Raw genomic sequence first — 21,090 nt, forward strand, 5'->3', positions numbered from 1 at the left:
TCCGGGAGACGCGACGTTTCCGGCACAGGGAGCAATTCGGGACGGAGCGATTTCCGGGGCGGAGCGAAGCACGGGGGAGGCGGGCCGGGAAACGTTATCCACCATATCCCCATTTTACGGACCATTATCCCCGCCTGGCCTTGCCGAATTCCCCTTTCCGGTCGGGCGGCGCGTATCTAGATTCACAGACATGACAATGCTTCTCCAGTGGAACGGGGTACGGATGCGCACCGCTCAGGTCGCCGCCGATCCTGACGATCTCGCCCTGCGGGCCGTGACCCTCCCTGTGACCTGGGAGGACGAGGCTGCGGCGGCGCTGGTGCAGCTCGCCCCCGGAACAGGGCCTGTGCGTCTCTCCACGGAGGCGGGGCGCTGGCTCGATCGTCTCGATCGTCTCCCTCCCCTTTCCGGGGAGACGAGCCCGATCCGTCTCGGTCCGGCGCTTGCCGGGGGGCTGCTCCGGCAGGAGCTCGCCCCGCAACAGGGGCTGTGGCAGGGGCAGATCGACCGGCGCGCGGGGTTCGTGCTCAATCTTGCTGCCTTCGTGGATGAAGGCGCGTTCTCCGGCGCGGCGCTCGTGCAATGCATGCGAATGGCCTGTGCGGCTTTGCGCAGGCTCCATGCCGTCGATGGCCCCATGCTCAACGGGGAGCTTCCCCTGTTCGACACGCCGGCTGCGAGCGCGCCGGAGCCTGAGGCACAGGGTGGCCAGACTCCGGGTGGCCAGACTCCGGGTAGCCAGACGCTGGACGGCCATGCTCCGGACGGCCAGGTGCCGGGCGGTCCTGCGGGGATCGTCCTGCTGACGAATCTCGATTGCTGCCTTGCGCTCATGGGGCTGGATTACGACAGCGAGGATGGACGCGATGCCGCGTGCTATCTGTCCTGGCTCGTGACCTCTCTGGCCCGTCAGGGTGCGGGGCCTGTGCCGCTTCCGCCGGTTTCCTGCCCCATACCCGGCCTGGAGACGACCGGACGTCAGATCCGGGACGAAATGGAAGACGCCCTTCCCGATCTGCCCAATCGCGCCCTGATCGAGACGGGGTTCTCCCGGCCCGGCCCGATCGATGCGCTTCTCGGGGTCGAAGCCTGCGGACTTGCGCCGATCTTCTCGCCTCTCAGACCCGACGGCAAGCTGCGGGTGAGTGCGCTGGCCCGCATCGCACGGCGCGGGCTGACGATCGAGGCGGCTCTGGCGGCCTCCGTACTCGGCGAGACGCCGCTCCCGCAACCCGGCCCCGACGCCCATCTGCGTATGCATCGCGCCCTCACGGGATTTGTCGATCGTATGCCCGCACGACCCGATCCGGCTGCGCCCCTGCCTCTGCGCACCCGGCTCGATCGCGGGACGCGCCGCCCTCTGCCCGCGCGTCATGGCGGCTTCACGCAGCGCAGTTCCATCGGAGGACACAGGCTCTATCTGCGTACCGGCGAATATGAGGATGGCTCTCTGGGCGAGATTTCCCTGACGCCGGGGCGGGAAAGCGCGATGGTGCGCGGTCTGCTCGAAAGCGTCGGTCAGGCGGTGACGATCGGTCTGCAGTACGGTGCGCCGCTGGAGGCCTATGTCGCCCAGTTCGCCCATACGCGTTTCGGCCCTGCCGGTACGGTCGAGGGCGATCCGGTGGCAGCCTATGCGTCCTCGCTGCTTGATTATGCGTTCCGGGCGTTGTCAGATAGCTATCTCGACAAACGTCTTCCCGACAGCGCGCCCGAGGATCCGGAGATCGTTGACGAGGATCCGATGTTGCCGCTCGATATCCCGGGCGATCCTCCCCCGCGACAGCGCGGCAAGCTGCGCCTCGTCAGCTGACGGGGGATGACGCTCCTTCGTCAGGAGTCATACCGATGACCGATTCTCCCCAGGACCGCCTCGCAGCACTCGGCCTTTCCCTTCCAAAGGCTGCCGCTCCCGTTGCGACCTATGTGCCCGTCGCCCGCACCGGGTCGCTTCTCGTCGTCTCGGGTCAGTTGCCGCTGACCGGCGGCACGCTCAAGGCGACGGGCAAGCTGGGTGAGGATGTGTCTCCCGAGCTCGGGCGAGCCTGTGCCGAACTCTGCTTTCTCAATATCCTTGCCCAGCTCGAGGCGACACTCGGCGATCTGTCCCCGGTCGTGCGGATCGTCCGTCTCGGCGGTTTCATTGCCTGCACGAGCGATTTCACCCAGCATGCCACGGTCATGAACGGCGCATCCGATCTCGCCGTAGCCGTTTTCGGCGAGGCGGGACGTCATGCCCGCTCCACGATCGGCGTGCCGTCCCTGCCGCTCGATGCTCCGGTCGAGATCGAGGCGCTCGTCGAAATCGCCTGATCTGATCCCGGAGGGCGATGCCGGGAATGCTTGATTCCCGCCCGGTGACGGCCCACCTAGCGGAGATGACGGACTGGTCCCTGACCCTGCATGCCTCCATCGCCGAAATCGATCCCGTGCAATGGGGGCATTGCGCGGGCGACGACAATCCGTTCGTCGCCCATGACTTCTTCCTCGCACTCGAGGAGAGCCGCTCGGTCGGGCCGGAGAGCGGCTGGCTGCCGCGCTATGCCGTGCTCCGGGGAGATGGGCAGATCGTCGCTCTGGCGCCGCTCTTCCTCAAGGCGCATTCCTATGGCGAATATGTTTTCGACCATGGCTGGGCGCAGGCCTATGAACAGGCAGGCGGGCGGTATTATCCGAAGGCGCAGATCGCCATTCCGTTCTCGCCCGTCAGCGGCGGGAGACTGCTCGTTTCCCCCGATATGCCGGATGCGGAGACGATACGCGGTCTTTTCGCGCAGGCCCTGCAACAGGCATGCGAGGAGCTCGGTCTGTCTTCCGTTCATATGACCTTCTGTTCTGAAGACGACCAGAACGCTGCCGTCGATCGGGGCTGGCTTCCCCGGATCGGGTTGCAATATCACTGGGAGAACCGGGGCTATGGGACATTCGACGACTTTCTCGAGACCCTGTCCTCGAGAAAGCGCAAGGCCATTCGCCGTGAACGACGTGAAGCGCAATCCTGCGGGCTCGTCTTCCGTACGCGTCGCGGCGATGAAATCACAGAGGCCGACTGGGATGGTTTCTACGCATTCTACCAGGCTACGATCGACCGGAAATGGGGACAGGCCTATCTGACGCGCGCCTTCTTCTCGCAGTTGTCGGAGCGTCTGGGCACGCGGGTCGTTCTGATGCAGGCGCTTGCGGGAGATCGACCCGTAGCGGGTGCGCTCAACCTCGCCGGGACCTCGACCCTTTTCGGCAGGAACTGGGGATGCGAAGGATCATGGCCCTTCCTGCATTTCGAGCTCTGCTATTACAGGGCCATCGATTTCGCCATTGAGCAGGGTCTCTCCCGCGTCGAGGCGGGCGCCCAGGGCGAACACAAGATCCAGCGCGGCTATCTCCCGCGCCTGACGCGCTCTGCCCATTTCATTCGCGATCCCGCTTTGGCGGGACCGGTCGCAGCCTTTCTCGAACAGGAAAGAGAGGCCATCCTGCGCGAGAGGGACGATCTTCGCAGCCTGTCTCCCTTCCGTGAGGAAAATATTAGTTGAGAACGACTCTCACTATCATATAGCCTGTGGTGACCGTCATCGTACGTGGCATCTGCCGCGTCGTTCCTGTGAAGGTCAGACCGCATGATCCGATATCTCTCGACCGGCGCTGCCGATCTCGCCCGCCTTCTCGCCCAGAGCCATGCGCCCCGCCCGGAAACGTCCCGGTCCCTGTCGCCTCCGCCATCGCTTCTCTGGGCGGAGGCCCTGCTTTTCTTCGGTTTCGAGGGCGGCGAGTTCGCCCATGAGGGACATGGCGTCGACGGATTCGGCGTCGAGAAATACGGTGCCGGGGGGGATGGATGCGATCTTTCAGGAAAACGGCCCCGGTGAGCAGGCCGGGACCCGGAACAGGCCCGGGGCATGAATCGCCCCCTCCCGGAGGGTGATCCGGGGCGGGCGCAAAGAGGCGAAGAGCCCTGTCAGGGTCGGGATGCGGGTGTCAGAACGGTTCCCTCGCGATCCGGCATCGGAAGATGGCGATCGGGATCCAGGGCGACCGTGCGTATCGGACCGTGATCCGGAAAAGCGATCTGCAGACGCGTATGCAAGGCCCATGCCTCTGTCGGGATCTGCCGGTCCGTATGGCTGCCATCCTGCCAGACCACGCGCAGCAGCACCGGCAGGACCAGCTTTCCCTCGTTCTTCACGCCGATCGAGACGGTTCCTGCGCCTTCGGGTGCGGTGTCGTGCCTCTCCACCCCTTCGAGCCGATATTGCGGCCACCAGTTCCGGAAATACCAGCCGCGCCAGAACCAGCCCAGATCCTCCCCGGCGGCGCTCGACATGAACCGGAAGAAATCGGACGGGGTCGGATGCTTGAAGGCCCAGCTGCGGATATAGGCGCGGAAGGCCGGGTCGAAACGTTCGGGGCCGAGAATCGTCTCCCGCAGGAGCATCAGGCCGTAAGCCCCTTTGAAATAGGTGACCTTGTGGCGGTATTTTTCCGGAACGAGCTCGGACGGCATCATCAGCGTGGGCGCATCGCCTGCGGTCAGAACCGGAACGATGTCGCGCGCGGGATCGCCCGTTTCGGGGGCGAATTCGGCATCCTTCTTGGGCGCGAACTCGCCATGATTGAAATGCTGTGAGGCATAGGCATCGATGAAGGTATTGAACCCCTCGTCCATGAAGGCGTGACGGCGCTCGTTGCTGCCGACGATCATGGGAAACCATCCATGACCCAGCTCATGCGTGGTGATCCAGAACAGAACGTCGTCCCTGTCTTTCCACCCGTCGAAGACGATGCCGGGATATTCCATTCCCGCGCCATGGCCGCCGAGATTGACGGCGTTCGGCCAGGGATAGGGATACCATTGCTCCGAGAAATACTCGATCGCGTGTTTGACGTATTCGGTCGAACGATCCCAGGCTTCCGGTCCTGCGCCCTCGCGCGGATAGACCGACATGGCAAGCCGCGGCCGGGGCGTGCCGCCACCGGGGGCGGGGAGCGCCGGAAGGTTCAGCCGCGCGGCATCCCAGATGAAGGCCGGAGAGGCGGCAAAGGCGACATCGCGCGTATTGTCCATGTGGAAGCGCCAGGTTTTCTCACCCGTCCGGGCAAGATGGCTTTGCGGATCGTCGATATCCTGCGCCGTGCGGATGAGAACGCGGCGATCGCTCTGGGCGGCCTGTGCGAGACGCTTGCGCTCGGTTGACGTGAGCACGTCCTGCGGGTTGGTGAGCGCTCCGGAACCGACCACGGTGTAGTTCCACGGAACCGTGACCGCATAATCGAAGGAGCCGTATTCGAGATAGAATTCCTGACCGAGATAGGGAAGCGTGTCCCAGCCGCGCAGATCGTCATAGACGGCCAGACGGGGATACCACTGGGCGATCTCATAGATCTCGCCGTCATGCACGGGCGTTACGGCGGTGCGCCCACCCCATGGGCCGGGAATGGTGTGATGCCAGGCAACATGCAGGACGATCCTGTGTCCTTTCCCGGCGAGCGGCGCGGGCAGCACGATCTGCATGCGGGTGTCGGAAATCCGGAACGGGACCGGCTTTTCCTTGCCGTTCTCCTCGATCGTGACGCGCTCGATGACGGCACCATCCGTATGGTCCGGATGCCAGTCGGGATAGGCGATCCAGGATCGTGAGTCTGTGCGGTAGAGATTCTGATCGAGCTGGAGCCAGATCTCCCCGAGCGTATCGGGGCTGTTATTGATGTAGGTAATGGCCTCCGACCCGTCCAGCCGGTGATGCGCGGGATCGATCCGGGCCTTGATCCGGTAATCCGCACGATTCTGCCAGTAATCCGGGCCGGGACGCCCCGATCCGCTCCGGTAGGATGAGATGGCATCGGGCAGGACGAGCGTGTCGAACACGGCCCGCATGGAAAGCGGCATGGTCTGGCTGGGCGCCGGCGGTGCCGCGAACGCGCTGCCCGTGCTCGCGATCAGACAGAAAAAGGCAAGGGGAGCGCGCATGAAGACCGATCCAGACTGACGGAGAAAGGGACCGGCCCGATTTCGTTCCGGCCCCGATCCCTTTCTAGCAGACCCGGAGCGGTCTTTGAAGCGACCCGCCCGGGATGGGGCGGGACGCCCCCCGAAGATCGGGTACGGATCTGCGCTTCGGTCTCAGACTGCCTGCCAGTGGATGGTCTGCGCCTTGTAGGGCGTATCGAATTCTTCGATCAGACGGCTGAACATATGATGATCGTAGACGCTCGTGGGCGGCATCGCGGCGATATCGCTCAGATCGCGATGAATGAGCCGGTTCAGAGCGCGATTGAACACCCCGGGACCTGTCTTGTAGGCGATGAAGAGGCCCTGATGCATATGACAGTTGCGATAAATGTTCAGCAGGCACTCGTTGAGGAGTGGGCTTTGCGGCACCGAACCGAAAAAGTCGTTATGCACCACGTTGTTGTGGGTCAGGAAAAGAACGTTCGAGTCTTTCTGATCGAGGATGAATTTCAGCGCTTCCTCGTCGCGTATGCGGATATCGGCATCGAGCCACCATCCACCCAGCGCCTGGATCACATGGACACGCAGGATGTCGGCTGCCTCCGCCGGATGGCGGGCATTCAGGAACAGGGCTCTGGCTTCGACGCCATAGACGTCATAGAGCCATTCCTCGGCCTCGGCCTTGTCGAAGATCTTGACGTCGAGATCGGTGATCCGGCGATGAAACTCGAAATTCCGGACGATTTCCTCCGGGGGATTCTTGTCCCAGTAGAGAAACAGCCTGTTCGGGATCACGCGATGATCGGCCCGGTTCTTGGAAAAGGTGAAATGGGCCTGCTGGGCAAAGGACAGATAGAGCGAGTCGATTTCCTCGCCCGTGTGGAATTCCTCATAGGCATTGCCCGTCAGACGCAGGGCCCCCATGGGATCGCCTTCGCGCCAGGCCTTGTGCACGCTCTCTATGAAGTTGGCGTGAGGGATGCACAGGGCACGGAGCTGAGCCACTTCCTCGGCAGGGAGATCCATGCCGGCCTTGAGGAGGCAGAGAAGCCGGGCCTGAAGCAGAGACTGGGCGAGCGGATATTCGCCCGGATTTTTCGAATGAAGGTCGAAAGCGATCCGGTAGAAACGGGAGGCTTCCTGAACGCGGAAACTCGTATGCAGGATATTGGCCAGGGTGAAGGCATGCATGACGGTCGAGCAGCCATTCGTCAGGTAGAAGGCCAGAGCCTGCTCGTCCTGGGCGAAATCCTGCAAGGTCAGCGCATCCAGCCCTTCCAGCGTCGGCAGCTGTGCGGGACCGTCCGGCGCAGGAACATCCTCGGAGCGCTGGAGGTCCCATGCGTCGATCTCAGCCGATGCAGGGTCGGTTTCCGGATGCGTGCTGTCCATAGCAGTGAGGTTCCCGTTTTCGAGGCAAACTGAGTAACCTTCTATCTCACACCTGTAGAGCGATGTCCATTCTCAAGGCGGACAAGTAATGAAAAAGGAATGTCTTTGTTTGATACGTTAAAGTTATCTGGAAATATATAAATCTCTCATGATCGTGGCTGAGGGGGGCATCCGAATATGCCCGGCTTCCCACCAACGTTCCCGACGCTCGAGAACAGCATCTCTCGTTTGACTGGCGCGTCGGTCACTTTCTGCCCCCTCTTTCTGCAAGCGGCCCGACTTCGAGAGAGTAGCGCGTCTTTTGGACATCCGGCGCGTCGAACTGTGCTTTCCATTTCTTACGCGGGGCAAGGCCGGAGACGACGGAGCGTCGCGATGCGGCGCGCCGGAGCGCAGGACAGCAACACATCGTCGGAATTTCCGGAGATTCATCTTCCCGGTCATGGGCAAGAACGGACACACGGTCTAGACAGGATGCATGAGCAAGACATGTCAGACCGGACGGGGATGGAAGGCCTTCTGGTTGCTGGCCCTGCTCGCTCTGTCGATCCGTCTCGGTCTTGTGGGTGCCGATCCGGGGGCGGAGGATGACGATGCCCTGGGCCGGATTGCGGCCCTGTCCGTATTCTGTGCGGGCGACGGGCAGCACGATGTCCCCGGGCATCATCATCCGGGCTGGGTCCAGGACGATGCCTGTCTGGATGCGGCTGCGCATCAGGGGGACGGAAACCTCCTCTCCTTCGCAAGCCCGACCGGCGCGGTTCTTTCTCTTCCCGAGGCGCGCACGGCCTGGCGTTTTCCGCCGGTGCGCGGCCCGCCTTTTCACCTGCGTGCGTCCCGTTTTGCCCAGGGGCCGCCTTTTTCCCTGTCCTGAAACCGCTCTGCGTTTCCATGCCGGTGTCGTGCGCTCCGGATGGAAGCCGTGTCTTTCTTCGGATCAGGTCTGGGTATCATGTCCCTTTTCTTTCGCGCCGCCTGTCGCGGCGTGTTGCCTCTCGCGCTGATCGCGGGCGGCTTGCCCGCTTTTGCGGCTTCGTCTCCTCACACCTCTTCTCCCGCTTCACCCCCCGTCACGGGGCGGAAAGCCAGGAACACATCTCCTCACATTCCGTCAGGCACGGATCGTCTCGTGGAGCGCATCCGTGTACGCGGGGTCGCGCGCGGGCCGGTGACTCTCTCGCCGGTCGGGCAGACCACCTACAGCGCCGATCGCAAGGATTTTGCCGGTCATGCCGCCCAGAGCGTGGCCGATATGATGGCGACCGTGCCGGGGGCGAGTTTCCTGCAAGGCAACGGCCCGCGCGATACCGTGGTCTCGATACGCGGCTCGGGGGCGCGTCAATCCTACGGGCTGCGCAACCTGCAGGTGTCCGAGGACGGTTTTCCGGTCACCCAGCCCGATGGCACCGCGCGTGCCGATCTGATCGACCCCCATGCCTATGAGGGGGTGGATGTGTTTCAGGGACCGGCGTCCACGCTTTACGGCAATTACGCCATCAACGGCGCGATCAATTTCCGCACGCGCAGCGGCGCGTCGGTTCACGGGCTCGAACTCGGCTCGGATTTCGGCAGCTTCGGCATGTTCAACAACTACATGACGCTGGGCACGGGCAACCGGGCATATGATTTCGTGCTTTTCGCCAGCGATGTGCGCGGCGACGGGTTCATTGCCAACAGCCAGTATGCGACCTCGACGGAAAACATGCGTCTGCGTGTGTCGCTCTCTCCCACAGACCGCCTCGTTCTGAAGTTCATCAACAATGTGACCGATGCGTTTCTGCCGCTGCGTCTGTCGCTCGATCAGTATCGCCTCAACCCCTATCAGCGGGGATGTGCCACGGCCACCGGTGCCGCTGCCGGATGCGGCACGGTCTCGCTCTATCGCAACGGGGCGTACGGCCCGAGGATGGAAGTGACGCCGCAACAGGCCAATCTCGGTCGTTTCGACAGGCGCAGTATCGTCGGATTGCGCTGGGAGCACGATTTCACGCCCCGCATGGTCTGGCACACGCAATTTACCTATGACCAGCGCCATATCGACCAGCCGACCTCGACCACGGCTTTCGTCGGGCCGTTCAATTCCTACAACGTCCAGACCGATCTGACCCGTCACGACCGGCTCGGCACGACACCGCTCACCAGCTATGTCGCGGCAAATTTCAACTACATGGATTACGGCTATCAGGTTTATGCCCTGTTGCCGCAAGCGGGCGCCACGCGCGGCAGCGAGACATCGACCTCCTATGGCCATCAGTGGAATATCGGCCTTCGTTTTCAGGAAGACTGGCAATTCGCGCCGCAATGGCATCTGGTGATCGGGCTCGGCGGCACGCAATCCGATATCGGGGCGGTGCAGACGGTCTATAGCCGCAACGCCACCGCCACGCGGGCGCAGTATGTCACGGCAAACCGGCGCTTCTTCAACCTTGCCCCCGAGGCCTCTGTCGTGTTCACGCCCGACAAGGTCTGGACCTGGCATGCGCGACTGGGCACGGCCTATGCCACGCCGGGCTATTCGAGTTTCTTCGTCACCCCCCAGGGCAATTACGGTAACAATACGCAACTCAAGAGCCAGAGCAGTCTTGGCATCGATCTCGGAACGCAATGGCACCCGTCGCCCTCGCTGAACGTACAGGCGACGGGGTTTTACGAGTTCTACAGAAACGAGCTCGTCAGCCAGTCGGCCGGGGTCAATACCCAGGCGGGCAGCTACACCTTCAACGCGCCTGCCTCGCAGCATCGCGGTGTGGAACTTGCCGCGACATGGCAGGCCCTTCCGCGAACCCTGCCGGGGACGAAGCTGCGCCTGTCCTATACATACGACAACCAGATCTACACGGATTATACTGAAATCCTGTCGAACAACACGATGTCCCGCAGCTTTTCGCGCAAGGGCAATCTGATCCCCGGGGTCATGCCGCATTTCCTGAATGCGCGCGTGCTCTACGACCAGCCCTCGGGAATGCTCGAGGGAGTCGGCGGATTTGCCGAGGTGACGTGGCGCAGTGCCTTTTTCATCGACAATGCCAATCAGCTCAGGGTCCCCGGATACGGTCTGCTCAATCTCGAAATCCATTACGACCCACCCGCAAGGCTGGGCTGGGTGCATCGTCTGCACAGCTATTTCGAGGTCCAGAATGTCGCCGACAGCCTCTACGCTGCGGGGGCGACACCCGTCAGCGACACGCTTCTGGCCGACGGGCAGCAGGCCGGGAAGGGCGTGCTCTCAGGCAAGACCGGCTCTATCTACGCAGGCAGTCCGCGCGCCTTTTTCGGTGGCGTGCGGGTGCGGTTCTGAGGGGCGATCATGACACGGCTTTTCCGCTCTTCGCGCCCAGCCTTTCACCGGCCGGTCTGGCCCGATCGTGCCATGCTCTGGCGCTGGCATTTCTTCGCCGGGCTCTTCTGTCTGCCTTTCGTCATCGTGCTCTGCGTGACCGGTTCGCTCTATCTGTTCAAACCGCAGATCGAGACCTGGCTCGACCGCGATATCGATCGTGCGGTTGCGGAAGGGCCGCCGCGAAGCGTGAGCGCCCAGCGCGATGCGGCGCTTTCCGCTGTTCCGGGCGGGCATTTTCTTGCGCTGGAAATGCCCGCCCGGAAGAGGCAGGCCACGCGTGTTCTGGTGGCGCATGGAGCGGATGTGACGCGTGTCTATATCGATCCCGTCACGCTCAGGGTCATGGCCCGACGTGACGAGCAGACACGTTTCGAGCGGCTGGTCTTCCGTCTGCACGGGCAATTGCTGATCGGTAATCCGGGTTCCGCGATCATGGAGATGGTCGCGTCATGGACTCTGGTGCTGATCGTGACCGGGCTTATGCTCTGGTGGCCGCGACGCCCGGGTGTCGGCGGGACGGTTTTGCCGAGGCTCGGTGCAAAAGGCCGCGTGTTCTGGCGCGATCTCCATGCTGTCGGGGGGATGTGGATCTCGCTCGCGCTCATCCTGTTTCTTGTGTCGGGGCTTCCCTGGTCCTTCGTCTGGGGTTCGAGCTTTTCGGCGGTGGAGCGCCGTATAGGCAGGCTGGTATCCGTACAGGACTGGGAGATCGGGGCGGTTCCCATCGCCGCGACGCTCTCGGGCCATGCCACCATGCCCGGCATGGATATGGAAGCCGGCGCGCAACCGGCACTGCCCCGACCGGCGATATCCCGGCCGGCGATATCCCGATCGGTAATATCCCGGGCCGCAATATCCAGGGCGGAGATGTCAGGGGCGGCGATGCGTCCGGAGGGGCTGGATGCGGTCTATGAGACCGCGCGCCACCTTGCTTTCCCGGCCCCGGTGCTCGTGACCCCGCCCGTCGGGGAAGGAGAGGCATGGCATATACGCTCCGATACCCAGAACCGCCCGGAGCGGATCGAGGCCAGCGTAACGGCACAGGGACAGGTCATCCATATCACCCGTTTTGCCGAAAAGAGCCTGACCGATCGTCTGATCGGTTATGGTGTCGCCTTTCATGAGGGACATCTGTTCGGGGTTCTGAATCTCTTCCTGAACCTGTGTGTCGCGCTTTTGCTCACCCTCGCCAGCATGGCGGCGCTCATGCTGTGGCTCAGACGCCGTCGCCCCGGACATCTCGATGCCCCCGGCGCCTCGCCGCGTCGCATAGGCTGGGGCGCGCTGGCCGTCATGGGGGTCATGGGGGGTCTCCTGCCCGAGCTCGGCATATCGCTGCTGCTGCTCGCACTGGCAGGCCGGTTCCTGGGGCCGCGTTTTTCAGCGCTTCGCCAGAAAGGGTAAGAGACGACGCGCCACGGTGGCGGGGCTGGAATCGGCGGGGAGGATGGCCTGAAGACGGTTCTGGCCATCCATCAGATACAGCACCGAGGAATGATCGATCCGATACGCGCTGCTCGCGTCATCGCCCGACGGATCGGTCGTGATATGGGACGTCACGTGAAAGGCCTGCGCCACGGCCCGTATCTGCGATGCCGTGCCGGTGAGGCCGACGATCGCGGGAGAAAAACGCCTGGCATAGAGTCCGACATCGTCCGGACGGTCCCGCTCCGGGTCCAGCGTGATGAAGAGCGGCACGGGACGCTGCCTGTCGGGCGGGAGCAGGGTATAGGCCTGCGCCACGGTCGCAAGCGTCAGCGGGCAGACATCGAGGCAATGGGTATAGCCGAAATAGATGAGCGTCTGCCGCCCGGCGAAACGCGCCTGTGTGACCGGGCGATTCGTGCTGTCGATGAGGCTGTAGGCACCGCCGATCTGCGTTTCATGCCTGTGGCCGAACAGGGTCCGGAACCCGATGGCGCCCGCGAACAGGCCGATAATGACGAGTGTGGGCACGGCCCACAGACGCAACGCCGCGCGTCGCGATCCGTGATGTGCCGAACGGGAGGGGCCGGGAACGAAGCGTTTTCGAGCCATGCGCGTCTCCCTCGTGGAAGAGGCGGGGGCCTGCCCCGCTCCCCCTTTCTGACCCTGCAAAAGGGTTTTCCGGCGGTCAGCAGGGCGAAGCCCTGCGTCCCCCTTGTCTCAGTAGCGGTATTCTTCGTGCTTGAACGGACCGGCAACCGGCACGCCGATATAATCGGCCTGCTTGTCGCTCATCTTGCTCAGCTCGGCGCCGACCTTGGCGAGATGCAGCGCGGCCACCTTCTCGTCCAGCTTCTTCGGCAGGGTATAGACCTTGGTCTCGTACTGGCCCGGTTTTGCCGTCCAGAGTTCGATCTGTGCCAGGGTCTGGTTGGTGAAGGACGCCGACATCACGAAAGAAGGGTGACCCGTGGCGTTACCGAGATTCACGAGACGGCCTTCGGACAGCAGGATGATGCGCTTGCCGTCGGGGAACTCGATTTCGTCCACCTGCGGCTTGATGTTGTCCCACTTGTAGTTGCGCAGGGCCTCGACCTGGATTTCACTGTCGAAATGCCCGATATTGCACACGATCGCGCGGTGCTTCATCTCGCGCATATGCTCGACGGTGATGATGTCGACATTGCCCGTGCAGGTCACGAAGATGTCGCCACGCGGCGCAGCGGCTTCCATCGTCACGACCTCATAGCCTTCCATCGCGGCCTGAAGGGCGCAGATCGGATCGACTTCGGTCACGAGCACGCGGCAGCCTGCATTGCGCAGCGAGGCGGCCGAGCCCTTGCCCACATCGCCATAACCGGCAACCACGGCAACCTTGCCAGCCATCATGACGTCTGTGCCACGGCGAATCGCGTCCACCAGGCTCTCGCGGCAGCCATAGAGATTGTCGAATTTCGACTTGGTGACGCTGTCGTTCACGTTGATGGCCGGAACCTTCAGCGTGCCCTTCTTGGCCATTTCCCACAGACGATGCACGCCCGTGGTCGTCTCTTCGGACAGGCCGCGCACGTCGTTCAGCATCTCGGGATACTTGTCGTGCATGAGCACGGTCAGGTCGCCGCCGTCATCGAGGATCATGTTCGGCGTCCAGCCATCGGGCCCCTTGATGGTCTGCTCGATGCACCACCAGAATTCCTCCTCGCTCAGGCCCTTCCAGGCGAAAACCGGCACGCCGGTCGCGGCGATGGCGGCAGCAGCCTGGTCCTGGGTCGAGAAGATGTTGCAGGACGACCAGCGCACGGTCGCGCCGAGAGCCGTCAGCGTCTCGATCAGCACGGCGGTCTGGATGGTCATGTGCAGACAGCCCGCAATGCGCGCACCCTTGAGCGGCTGGCTGGCGCCGTATTCCTCGCGGAGCGCCATCAGGCCGGGCATTTCGCCTTCGGCAATGGAAATTTCCTTGCGGCCCCATTCGGCGAGGGAAATGTCGCGCACCTTGTAATCGGTCATTCTGAAACCCTTGTCTTTCTGATGATGGGGCAACGGTATAAAGCGAGTTCGGTCGTTCGGCCAGCGCGCAAGAAAAAACGCCCGTCCTTGCGGAGCGGGCGTTCGGGTCGGAACCCGGAGCCGGAGCCTCAGTTCGGATCGGCGTGACCGGCGGTGCTCATCCGGTGATGATGCTTGTGCCCGGATTTGTGACCCGTCTTGTGATCATGGGCCGGAGAAGAGATGGGCAGCTTGTCGGAGCTGCGACCCGTCTTGTCCATGTCCGTCGGCGGTGCCTTGGGCGCGCTCGGATCGGGCTGCTCCTGCCTCTGGTTCTGGAATGTCCTGTTTTCCTCGGTCGGATTATGGACCTTGTAGGAATTGGCCTTCATCTGTTCGGCCTGTTCCGGGGTCGGAGCGGTCGTGCTTTCTGCCGAGGTCGTCGCCTGGGCCAGTGCAGCGGCAGGCACGGCGAGCGGGGCCGAAAGCAGAGCGGTGGCCGCGAGGAATACTTTGAGACGTTGTTTCATGACAGGCTCCTGTCTGTGACTGGAGAGAACTGGACCCGGATGGGAAAGGCAATCCGTTGCGATTGCCTCCCCGGCGATACGGGATATTTCCGTTTTTCCGGGTACGGGGACGAACTGGTAACAAACCGGCAGCGTTCAAGTTTCCTTGCCGCCGGATTAAGCCTGGTTTTTGTAGGGAAACCGGTTGCCTGACCGGAGCGCCCATGCGAGAGAGCGGGCGGCAATGCCCTGACCGTACCCGAACCGTCACGATGGAGGATGGCATGTCCAGCACACGCACGCAGCTGCCTTTCTCGGTCGTCGGCGGTCAGGATACCAGGCCGTCATCCGTCCTGCCCCATGGGATCGCCAACGGTCTCGTCTGGGCCATCAGGGCCCGCCCGGGCGAGGACCCGGTGCCGCTCGAGCCGGAGGAGATCGAAAGCCTCCTCAACGATCGCACGCCACCCTCGAATTATCCCAAGCCGAGCGAGAGCTGGGCATGGATGCATTTCGATACCGTGCACAGCTCGGCGCGCCAGCATGTCGCGACCTTGCCGTGCCTGCCGGAAGATGTCAGCGCGATGCTGGCCGAGACCGAATACGGAGTCATGCTCGAGGCGCTTCCCGGTCTGGTCTGGGGGGCGCTGCCCGCCTTCGACGATGCGGTCAGCGAGGAGGACCGGGAGATCTGCGCGTGGCGCTTTGCCATGCGTCCCGATCTTCTGATCACCACGCGGCGCAACCCCATTCCGGTGCTGGGCGTCGCCTATCGCAGCCTCCGGGCTGACTCGGTACCCCATAGCCCCGCCGGTGTGATCGATCGCGCCCTGCGCGAGTTTACCGGCAGTGTGCGCCGGCAGATCAACAAGCTCGATGACGAACTCGATCGTGCGGAGGATGCGCTTCTTCTGATCGACCGACGCACCGATCTCGGTCATCTGGGCGGTATCGTCGGAAAAGGGCGGCGACGCGCCACCGAGCTCAGGCGCGTCGTCACGCCCATCGACCGCGTGCTTCGCGACGAGGATCTCGAACTGCCGGAATGGGCCGAGGACGAGCTGCGCGACCGGACCGAACGTCAGGTCCATGCGGCGCTGGACGACATGATCGCCCTGCTCGACCGTGCGCGCTCCCTTCAGGACGAGCTCGGGTCCTCCCAGGCGGAAGAGACGAACCGGCGCCTCTATATCCTGACCGCCGCAACCATTCTCATGTTCCCCGCGACGCTTGTGACCGGTTTCTTCGGCATGAATACAGGCGGAATGTATCTGGCGAGCGGGGAATACGGCACCATAGAAGCGGGTCTGGTCTGTTTCATCGCGATGATCCTGACCTGGGTGTTTCTCAAGCTGGCCCGGTTGCTCTGATCCGACTGCCCTGATCCGACTGCCCTGATCCGACCGCCCTGATCCGACCGCCCTGATCCGACCGCCCTGATCCGGCGGCTCCGATACGATGGTTCCTGTCCGGCCGGTCTGATCCGGTTGTGGCCTGCGTCTGCGGGAGCACCGTCCGTCCGGACCAGATCCGCCCCGCTTATGGGCGCGGCGTCTTGGGGCGCGCCTTCCGGTCACGCCCGATGAAGGTAGCGGATGTCCCCGGTTCCGATGTCACGGGTCCCGATGTCACCGGTGCGGGTCTTGCTGGCCGATATGATGCGTGCCACGGGCGCGGGCGCGCTCCTCCTGGTCCTGACGCGCGGCATAGCGTGCGCGCTGTGCGTCCGTCCGCTCGGAAGCGCAGGCAGGGCACTGGACACCGTCGATAAAGAGTTCCGAGGTCTTGTCATCGGCCGAAACGGGCCGACGGCAGGCATGACACAGGGCGTAGGCACCCGGCTCGAGACCGTGACCGACCGTCACGCGCTGGTCGAAAACGAAACACTCCCCCTCCCAGAGGCTCTCGGTTTGAGGAATCTCCTCGAGATATTTGAGAATGCCTCCCTGGAGATGACACACATCCTCGATCCCTTCGGACAGGGCAAAGGCGGTGGATTTCTCGCACCGTATGCCACCCGTGCAGAACATGGCGATCCTGGGTTTGCGTCCCTCGGCTTCCAGCGCGGCACGACGGGCGCGGAACCATGCGGGGAACTCGCGGAAGCTCCTGATGTCGGGATCGATGGCCCCCCTGAACGTTCCGACCGCCACCTCGTAGTCGTTGCGTGTGTCGATCAGGATCGTGTCGGGATCCGAGATGAGGGCGTTCCATTCTGCCGCGGGCACATATCGGCCCACTCCGGCGAGCGGATCGATATCGGGCTGTCCCATCGTGACGATTTCGCGCTTGAGCCGGACCTTCATGCGGTTGAACGGCATGGTCTCGCTCCAGGAGCGCTTCCATTCGAGCGTCGCGCAGCCCGGGAGGCTGCGCAGATGGGCGAGTATTGCGTCGATTCCCTGTTCGGTGCCGGCGATGGTTCCATTGAGCCCCTCACGGGCCAGAAGGAGCGTGCCTCTGATGTCATGCTTCAGGCACAGGGCGAGAAGGGGCGCGCGCAGCGCCTGCGGATCGGCGAAAGGGGTGAAGCGGTAGAGGGCGGCGATGCAGATGGGGGGCGGCGCCATGATCGATAATCCCGACAGACAGAAGACGAAACGAGAGCGGGGTCCGTCCGGGTGAGAGGATGCGAACGCTGGACCGGGCCCAGGGCGCGTCTTAGCGCAGGTTCCCCCCGTGAAGCCAATGACGTTCCCGACCGGGATCACTCTGGCAGGGATTCGGGGGAGACGACTCCACGTTCCTGCAGCGGAGAACAGGGGGCGCTGTCGGGCCATCAACGATGGGGAGATCTTATCGCGCGGATGAGAAAAGGTCAGGAAGTCATCAATAAATCACTAAAAAATGGATTAATTTTAACGGGGTTTATCGATGGAATTTTAATCCTGATGAAAAATTACGATTCATAACTATATTTAACGCTTCTCTTGCATGTTTTGTCACTATCAGCGGGAGATCGATCACGCTTCGGCAAGGCGTGCAGGGAGGCGAATGATGGCAGTAACGTCACAGGCTGTTTTGACCGGGGGAAGCTGGACCGCATCGAGCGTGAGCGGCATCACCTATTATGTCAGCGGGTCCGTCTCCGCCTACGGGGTGACGACCCTGTCTTCCATCGGCTCCCTGACCGTCACGAGCGGTGCCACCGTATCGGGTGTCATGATTTCCGGCGGTGTCCCGTCCGTCTATATCCGGAGCGGCGGTGTCATGACGAGCTCCTACGAGCTCAACGGCTACACCTATGTTTCTGCCGGCGGCATCCTGTCCGGGAATACGCTCAATTCCGATGAGGTCTATCTCTACGCCGGTGCCAGCTCGGTCGATGACACCTACGTCAATAGCGGTGCGGGGGTCGATGGCTACGCACGGCTCTTCGTTTCATCGGGAGCGAGCCTCCAGGGCGCGACACTGAAAGACGGCGCGACGGGCGGCCTCAGTGCCATCGTCTCGTCAGGTGCGTCCGTATCGGGGCTTACGCTGGGCTCGGGCGGCACCGCCATCGTAAGTTCGGGTGCCTCGATCGCCGGTATCAATACAGGGGCAGGCAGTGTCCTTTCACTGGGCGCGGCCTATGGAAGCGGCACGGCTGCCCTGCCCCCGAACAGTCAGGGCAGCGTCGTGCTGACCGGCGGCGCCTGGACGGCGTCGAGCATCAGCGGGATCACCTATTATATCAGCGGGTCCGTCTCCGCTTCGGGCAAGGTCGTGCTTTCGAATATCGGCAGTCTGACCGTCTCGAGCGGGGCCGTTGTCTCGGGCGCCGTCATCTCGGGAACGACGACGCCATCGATCTATATTTCCTCGGGCGGGACGATGACCTCGTCGCTCGACGTGAACGGTTATCTCTATGTTTCGGCCGGCGGGACGCTCTCGGCCAATGTGCTCAATTCGAACGTCGTCTATCTGTATTCCGGCGCCCATTCGATCGGAGACAGCTATGTCAATAGCGGGACCTATGCCGATGGCTATTCGGATGCGATCGTCTATCCGGGTGCCACGCTGACGTCTCCCTATATCGGTTCGGCTTCGAATGGGGGATTCACCGTTACGGTTTCCTCCGGGGCGACCGTGAGCGATCCGACCCTCGTAAACGGTGGCGGTCGACTCGTGGTATCCGGATCGCTCAGCACCAGCGGCGCTGCCCCCTGCTTTCTCGCCGATACCATGATCGAGATGGAAAATGGCGAGACGGCTGTTCAGGATATCAGGATCGGTGACGTGGTCGTCGCGTATGTCGATGGCGCGCGCGTGGCACGGCCGGTCATCTGGGCCGGGTGGACGCAGGCCGTCATCCGCTCCGACCTGCCGGACGATCTCGCAGGTTATCCGGTCCGTATCCTGAAAGATGCGCTGGGAGAGAATCGTCCGTACAAGGATCTGCTGGTCACGGCGGAACATTGTCTCTTTGTCGAGGGCGCGTTCGTACCCGTCCGGATGCTCGTCAATGGACGTTCCGTTTTCTACGACCGCAGTTTCTCCGGATATGTCTATTATCATATCGAGACGGATGACCATTCCGTCATCATGGCCGATGGCGTTCTGACAGAGAGTTTCCTCGATACGGGGCACAGGGGCAGCTTCCGTCAGGAAGGGGATATCGTCGCTTTCGGGGGCCGCAGGCAGAACTGGCAGACGCATGGCGCCGCATCGCTCCGGACCGACCGGGCATTCGTCGAGCCGATCCATGCATCGATCGTATCGCGGCTGCCGGACGATGCGCCGCCGCGCTATGTCGCCTCGGCCGCCGGGGATGCCCCCCGGGACGAAGGAAGCCCCAGCGCGGCCGAGACGGCCAGTGTCGCCACGGCCAGTGTCGCCATCGTGACCGATACGGGTCAGTGGATCGCGCGCAGGCGTGTGACGAACGGGCAGCACGTCTTTTCGATACCCGCCGATGCCCAGACGCTGCGTATCGTCTCGCAGAGCGCGCGTCCGAGCGATGCCGTTGCGCCGTTCATCGACGACCGGCGCGATCTCGGGGTGCTGGTCAACGCCATTCGTCTTTTCGAAGCCGAGGAGATGGAGGAGCTGGGCGAATTCCGTACCGCGGAAACGCTCGAGGGCTGGAATGCGCGGGAGGAATGCGGTCGACGCTGGACGCGCGGGAACGCGCTCATCCATCTTCCCGACCGGCAACCCGGACGCCCGGCCATTCTCTCGATAGAGATCTCCGCCTTCGCACCGCGACCCGAGCGGGTCGGTGCCGTCGTACCGACGCGTATCGCGGGATAACGGTCGCCGGATGGGCCATCCGTGATACGGAGGGTCCGGCTTGCGGATCGTTGTCCGCGCCCTCGTCTCAGGTCGGGTCGTTCTTGCGCCCTTCCTTCTACCGTTGCCCGAGCTTTCCTTGTTTGCTTTCCTTGTTCGCATCGATCCGGAGGGATGTATCCGGGGGCAGTAACGCCTCTCGCGGGGGCCCTGGTGATGCCGGGTCTGCCCCGCATTCATGGCGCGCCACGGCTGTTTGAACGATGCCGTCAAAACAGTCTCTTGATCCTGAGCAGGATTTCAGGAAACTCGGCTCGCCCTGAGCCCCGATATCTGTCACGGATTGCGGGCGGCGAGGCGAGAGGAGATTTCGATCATGGCGTCTGAGAGTCACACCTTCGGCAATGAAGGCTATACTGCCCGCGTCACAGCGCTCGGTGCCGAACTCTGCTCCTTGCGCGATCGGACAGGTCGGGAGCTCATCTGGACCGGTGGCGCGTGGCCGCGTCATTCTCCCGTGCTCTTTCCCATCATCGGCAGGGTGCACGATAACCATGCCTTGATCGACGGTCTCGATTATACGCTGACCCAGCACGGTTTCGCCCGTGACAGGGTGTTTCGCTGGGCCGAGCGGAGCGAGACGGGATGCACGCTCGTGCTCGAGGACGATCCGACCAGTCGAGCGCTCTTTCCTTTCGCTTTCCGGCTCACCCTGCGTTACGCGCTGGACGAGACGGGACTTCATGTCAGCTACGATCTGACCAATCCCGATACGCGCGGAACGCTTCATGCCTCTCTGGGGGCGCATCCCGCTTTCGTGTGGCCCTTCGTCCCGGATACGGCCAAGACCGATTACATTCTTCGTTTCGAGAAGGAGGAGCACGCGCCCCTGGCGCGGCTCGAGGCGGGACTTATCGTGGACTGGTCGCGGCCGAATCCCGTGAAGGGGCGGGAGCTGGCGCTGAATGACGGTCTCTTCGAGGAGGATGCGCTCATTTTCATGCATCCGCAGAGCCGGAAGCTCCTGTTCGGCGCAGATCGGGGAGACGGACTTGCTTTCGCATGGCACGGTTTCGAACAGCTGGGCGTCTGGATGAAACCGGGATCGGATTTCCTCTGCCTCGAACCGTGGCAGGGCTATGCCAGCCCCGCGGCTTTCACCGGTCCGTTCGAGGAGAAGCCGGGCCTGCTCCATCTGGCGCCGGGCACGTCCTGGCAGGCAGGATGGTCCGCCGGTCTCGTCGCGGGGAAGACGCTGTCATCGTAACATCTCT

16 protein-coding genes are annotated in these 21,090 nt (G+C 63.0%); 10 read left to right on the forward strand and 6 right to left on the reverse strand.

Features of this window, described 5'->3' with window-relative positions; all coding sequences use genetic code 11:
- Positions 1-190: 190 nt before the first annotated feature.
- The 4 genes from SSA02_RS09670 (at position 191) to SSA02_RS09685 (ending at position 3,866) form a co-directional block, all read left to right on the forward strand.
- Positions 191-1,813: a TSCPD domain-containing protein gene (locus SSA02_RS09670; RefSeq protein WP_147093852.1), complete on the forward strand. Its 1,623-nt coding sequence runs from the start codon at positions 191-193 to the stop codon at positions 1,811-1,813.
- A 35-nt stretch (positions 1,814-1,848) separates the two neighbouring features.
- A complete protein-coding gene (locus SSA02_RS09675) occupies positions 1,849-2,313 on the forward strand; it encodes a RidA family protein (protein ID WP_147093853.1) in 465 nt (154 codons plus the stop codon).
- A 65-nt stretch (positions 2,314-2,378) separates the two neighbouring features.
- A complete protein-coding gene (locus tag SSA02_RS09680) occupies positions 2,379-3,533 on the forward strand; it encodes a GNAT family N-acetyltransferase (RefSeq protein WP_147093952.1) in 1,155 nt (384 codons plus the stop codon).
- Positions 3,534-3,617: 84 nt separating this feature from the next.
- Entirely contained in the window at positions 3,618-3,866 is a 249-nt protein-coding gene (locus SSA02_RS09685; protein ID WP_147093854.1) for a hypothetical protein, read from the forward strand.
- 89 nt (positions 3,867-3,955) lie between these two features.
- On the opposite strand, the gene SSA02_RS09690 is transcribed toward SSA02_RS09685, so the two are convergent.
- The gene (locus SSA02_RS09690; RefSeq protein ID WP_186807754.1) at positions 3,956-5,965 is read right to left on the reverse strand and encodes a M1 family metallopeptidase; all 2,010 of its coding nucleotides are present in this window, start codon (positions 5,963-5,965) and stop codon (positions 3,956-3,958) included.
- A 153-nt stretch (positions 5,966-6,118) separates the two neighbouring features.
- Positions 6,119-7,339, reverse strand: coding sequence for a glycosyltransferase family 32 protein (locus tag SSA02_RS09695; RefSeq protein WP_246103814.1), 1,221 nt, complete (start codon positions 7,337-7,339; stop codon positions 6,119-6,121).
- A gap of 478 nt (positions 7,340-7,817) precedes the next feature.
- Here SSA02_RS09695 and SSA02_RS09700 point away from each other — a divergent pair, with 478 nt between their 5' ends.
- The 3 genes from SSA02_RS09700 (at position 7,818) to SSA02_RS09710 (ending at position 12,083) form a co-directional block, all read left to right on the forward strand.
- A complete protein-coding gene (locus SSA02_RS09700) occupies positions 7,818-8,213 on the forward strand; it encodes a hypothetical protein (protein WP_147093855.1) in 396 nt (131 codons plus the stop codon).
- Between the two features lie 78 nt (positions 8,214-8,291).
- A complete protein-coding gene (locus SSA02_RS09705) occupies positions 8,292-10,637 on the forward strand; it encodes a TonB-dependent receptor family protein (RefSeq protein ID WP_147093856.1) in 2,346 nt (781 codons plus the stop codon).
- 9 nt (positions 10,638-10,646) lie between these two features.
- Positions 10,647-12,083 (forward strand): PepSY-associated TM helix domain-containing protein, encoded by a 1,437-nt coding sequence (locus SSA02_RS09710; RefSeq protein ID WP_147093857.1) that lies wholly within the window; start codon positions 10,647-10,649, stop codon positions 12,081-12,083.
- Here the strand turns inward: SSA02_RS09710 and SSA02_RS09715 are convergent.
- The 3 genes from SSA02_RS09715 to SSA02_RS09725 form a co-directional block, all read right to left on the reverse strand.
- Positions 12,060-12,716 (reverse strand): SCO family protein, encoded by a 657-nt coding sequence (locus tag SSA02_RS09715; protein ID WP_147093858.1) that lies wholly within the window; start codon positions 12,714-12,716, stop codon positions 12,060-12,062. The two genes, SSA02_RS09710 and SSA02_RS09715, sit on opposite strands and share 24 nt — an antisense overlap.
- 108 nt (positions 12,717-12,824) lie before the next feature.
- Positions 12,825-14,114 (reverse strand): adenosylhomocysteinase, encoded by a 1,290-nt coding sequence (gene ahcY, locus SSA02_RS09720; RefSeq protein WP_147093859.1) that lies wholly within the window; start codon positions 14,112-14,114, stop codon positions 12,825-12,827.
- A 128-nt stretch (positions 14,115-14,242) separates the two neighbouring features.
- The gene (locus tag SSA02_RS09725) at positions 14,243-14,623 is read right to left on the reverse strand and encodes a hypothetical protein (RefSeq protein ID WP_147093860.1); all 381 of its coding nucleotides are present in this window, start codon (positions 14,621-14,623) and stop codon (positions 14,243-14,245) included.
- Between the two features lie 263 nt (positions 14,624-14,886).
- On the opposite strand from SSA02_RS09725, the gene SSA02_RS09730 reads away from it, so the two are divergent.
- A complete protein-coding gene (locus tag SSA02_RS09730; RefSeq protein ID WP_147093861.1) occupies positions 14,887-15,972 on the forward strand; it encodes a CorA family divalent cation transporter in 1,086 nt (361 codons plus the stop codon).
- 258 nt (positions 15,973-16,230) lie between these two features.
- Here SSA02_RS09730 and trhO read toward each other — a convergent pair whose 3' ends face one another.
- A complete protein-coding gene (gene trhO / locus SSA02_RS09735; RefSeq protein WP_147093862.1) occupies positions 16,231-17,172 on the reverse strand; it encodes an oxygen-dependent tRNA uridine(34) hydroxylase TrhO in 942 nt (313 codons plus the stop codon).
- A gap of 424 nt (positions 17,173-17,596) precedes the next feature.
- On the opposite strand from trhO, the gene SSA02_RS09740 reads away from it, so the two are divergent.
- Both SSA02_RS09740 and SSA02_RS09745 read left to right on the forward strand, forming a co-directional pair.
- A complete protein-coding gene (locus tag SSA02_RS09740; protein WP_186807755.1) occupies positions 17,597-19,837 on the forward strand; it encodes a Hint domain-containing protein in 2,241 nt (746 codons plus the stop codon).
- A 355-nt stretch (positions 19,838-20,192) separates the two neighbouring features.
- The gene (locus SSA02_RS09745) at positions 20,193-21,083 is read left to right on the forward strand and encodes an aldose 1-epimerase family protein (RefSeq protein ID WP_147093864.1); all 891 of its coding nucleotides are present in this window, start codon (positions 20,193-20,195) and stop codon (positions 21,081-21,083) included.
- Positions 21,084-21,090: the final 7 nt, after the last annotated feature.

The sequence above is a fragment of the Swaminathania salitolerans genome (assembly GCF_007988945.1).
Lineage (GTDB): Bacteria > Pseudomonadota > Alphaproteobacteria > Acetobacterales > Acetobacteraceae > Swaminathania > Swaminathania salitolerans.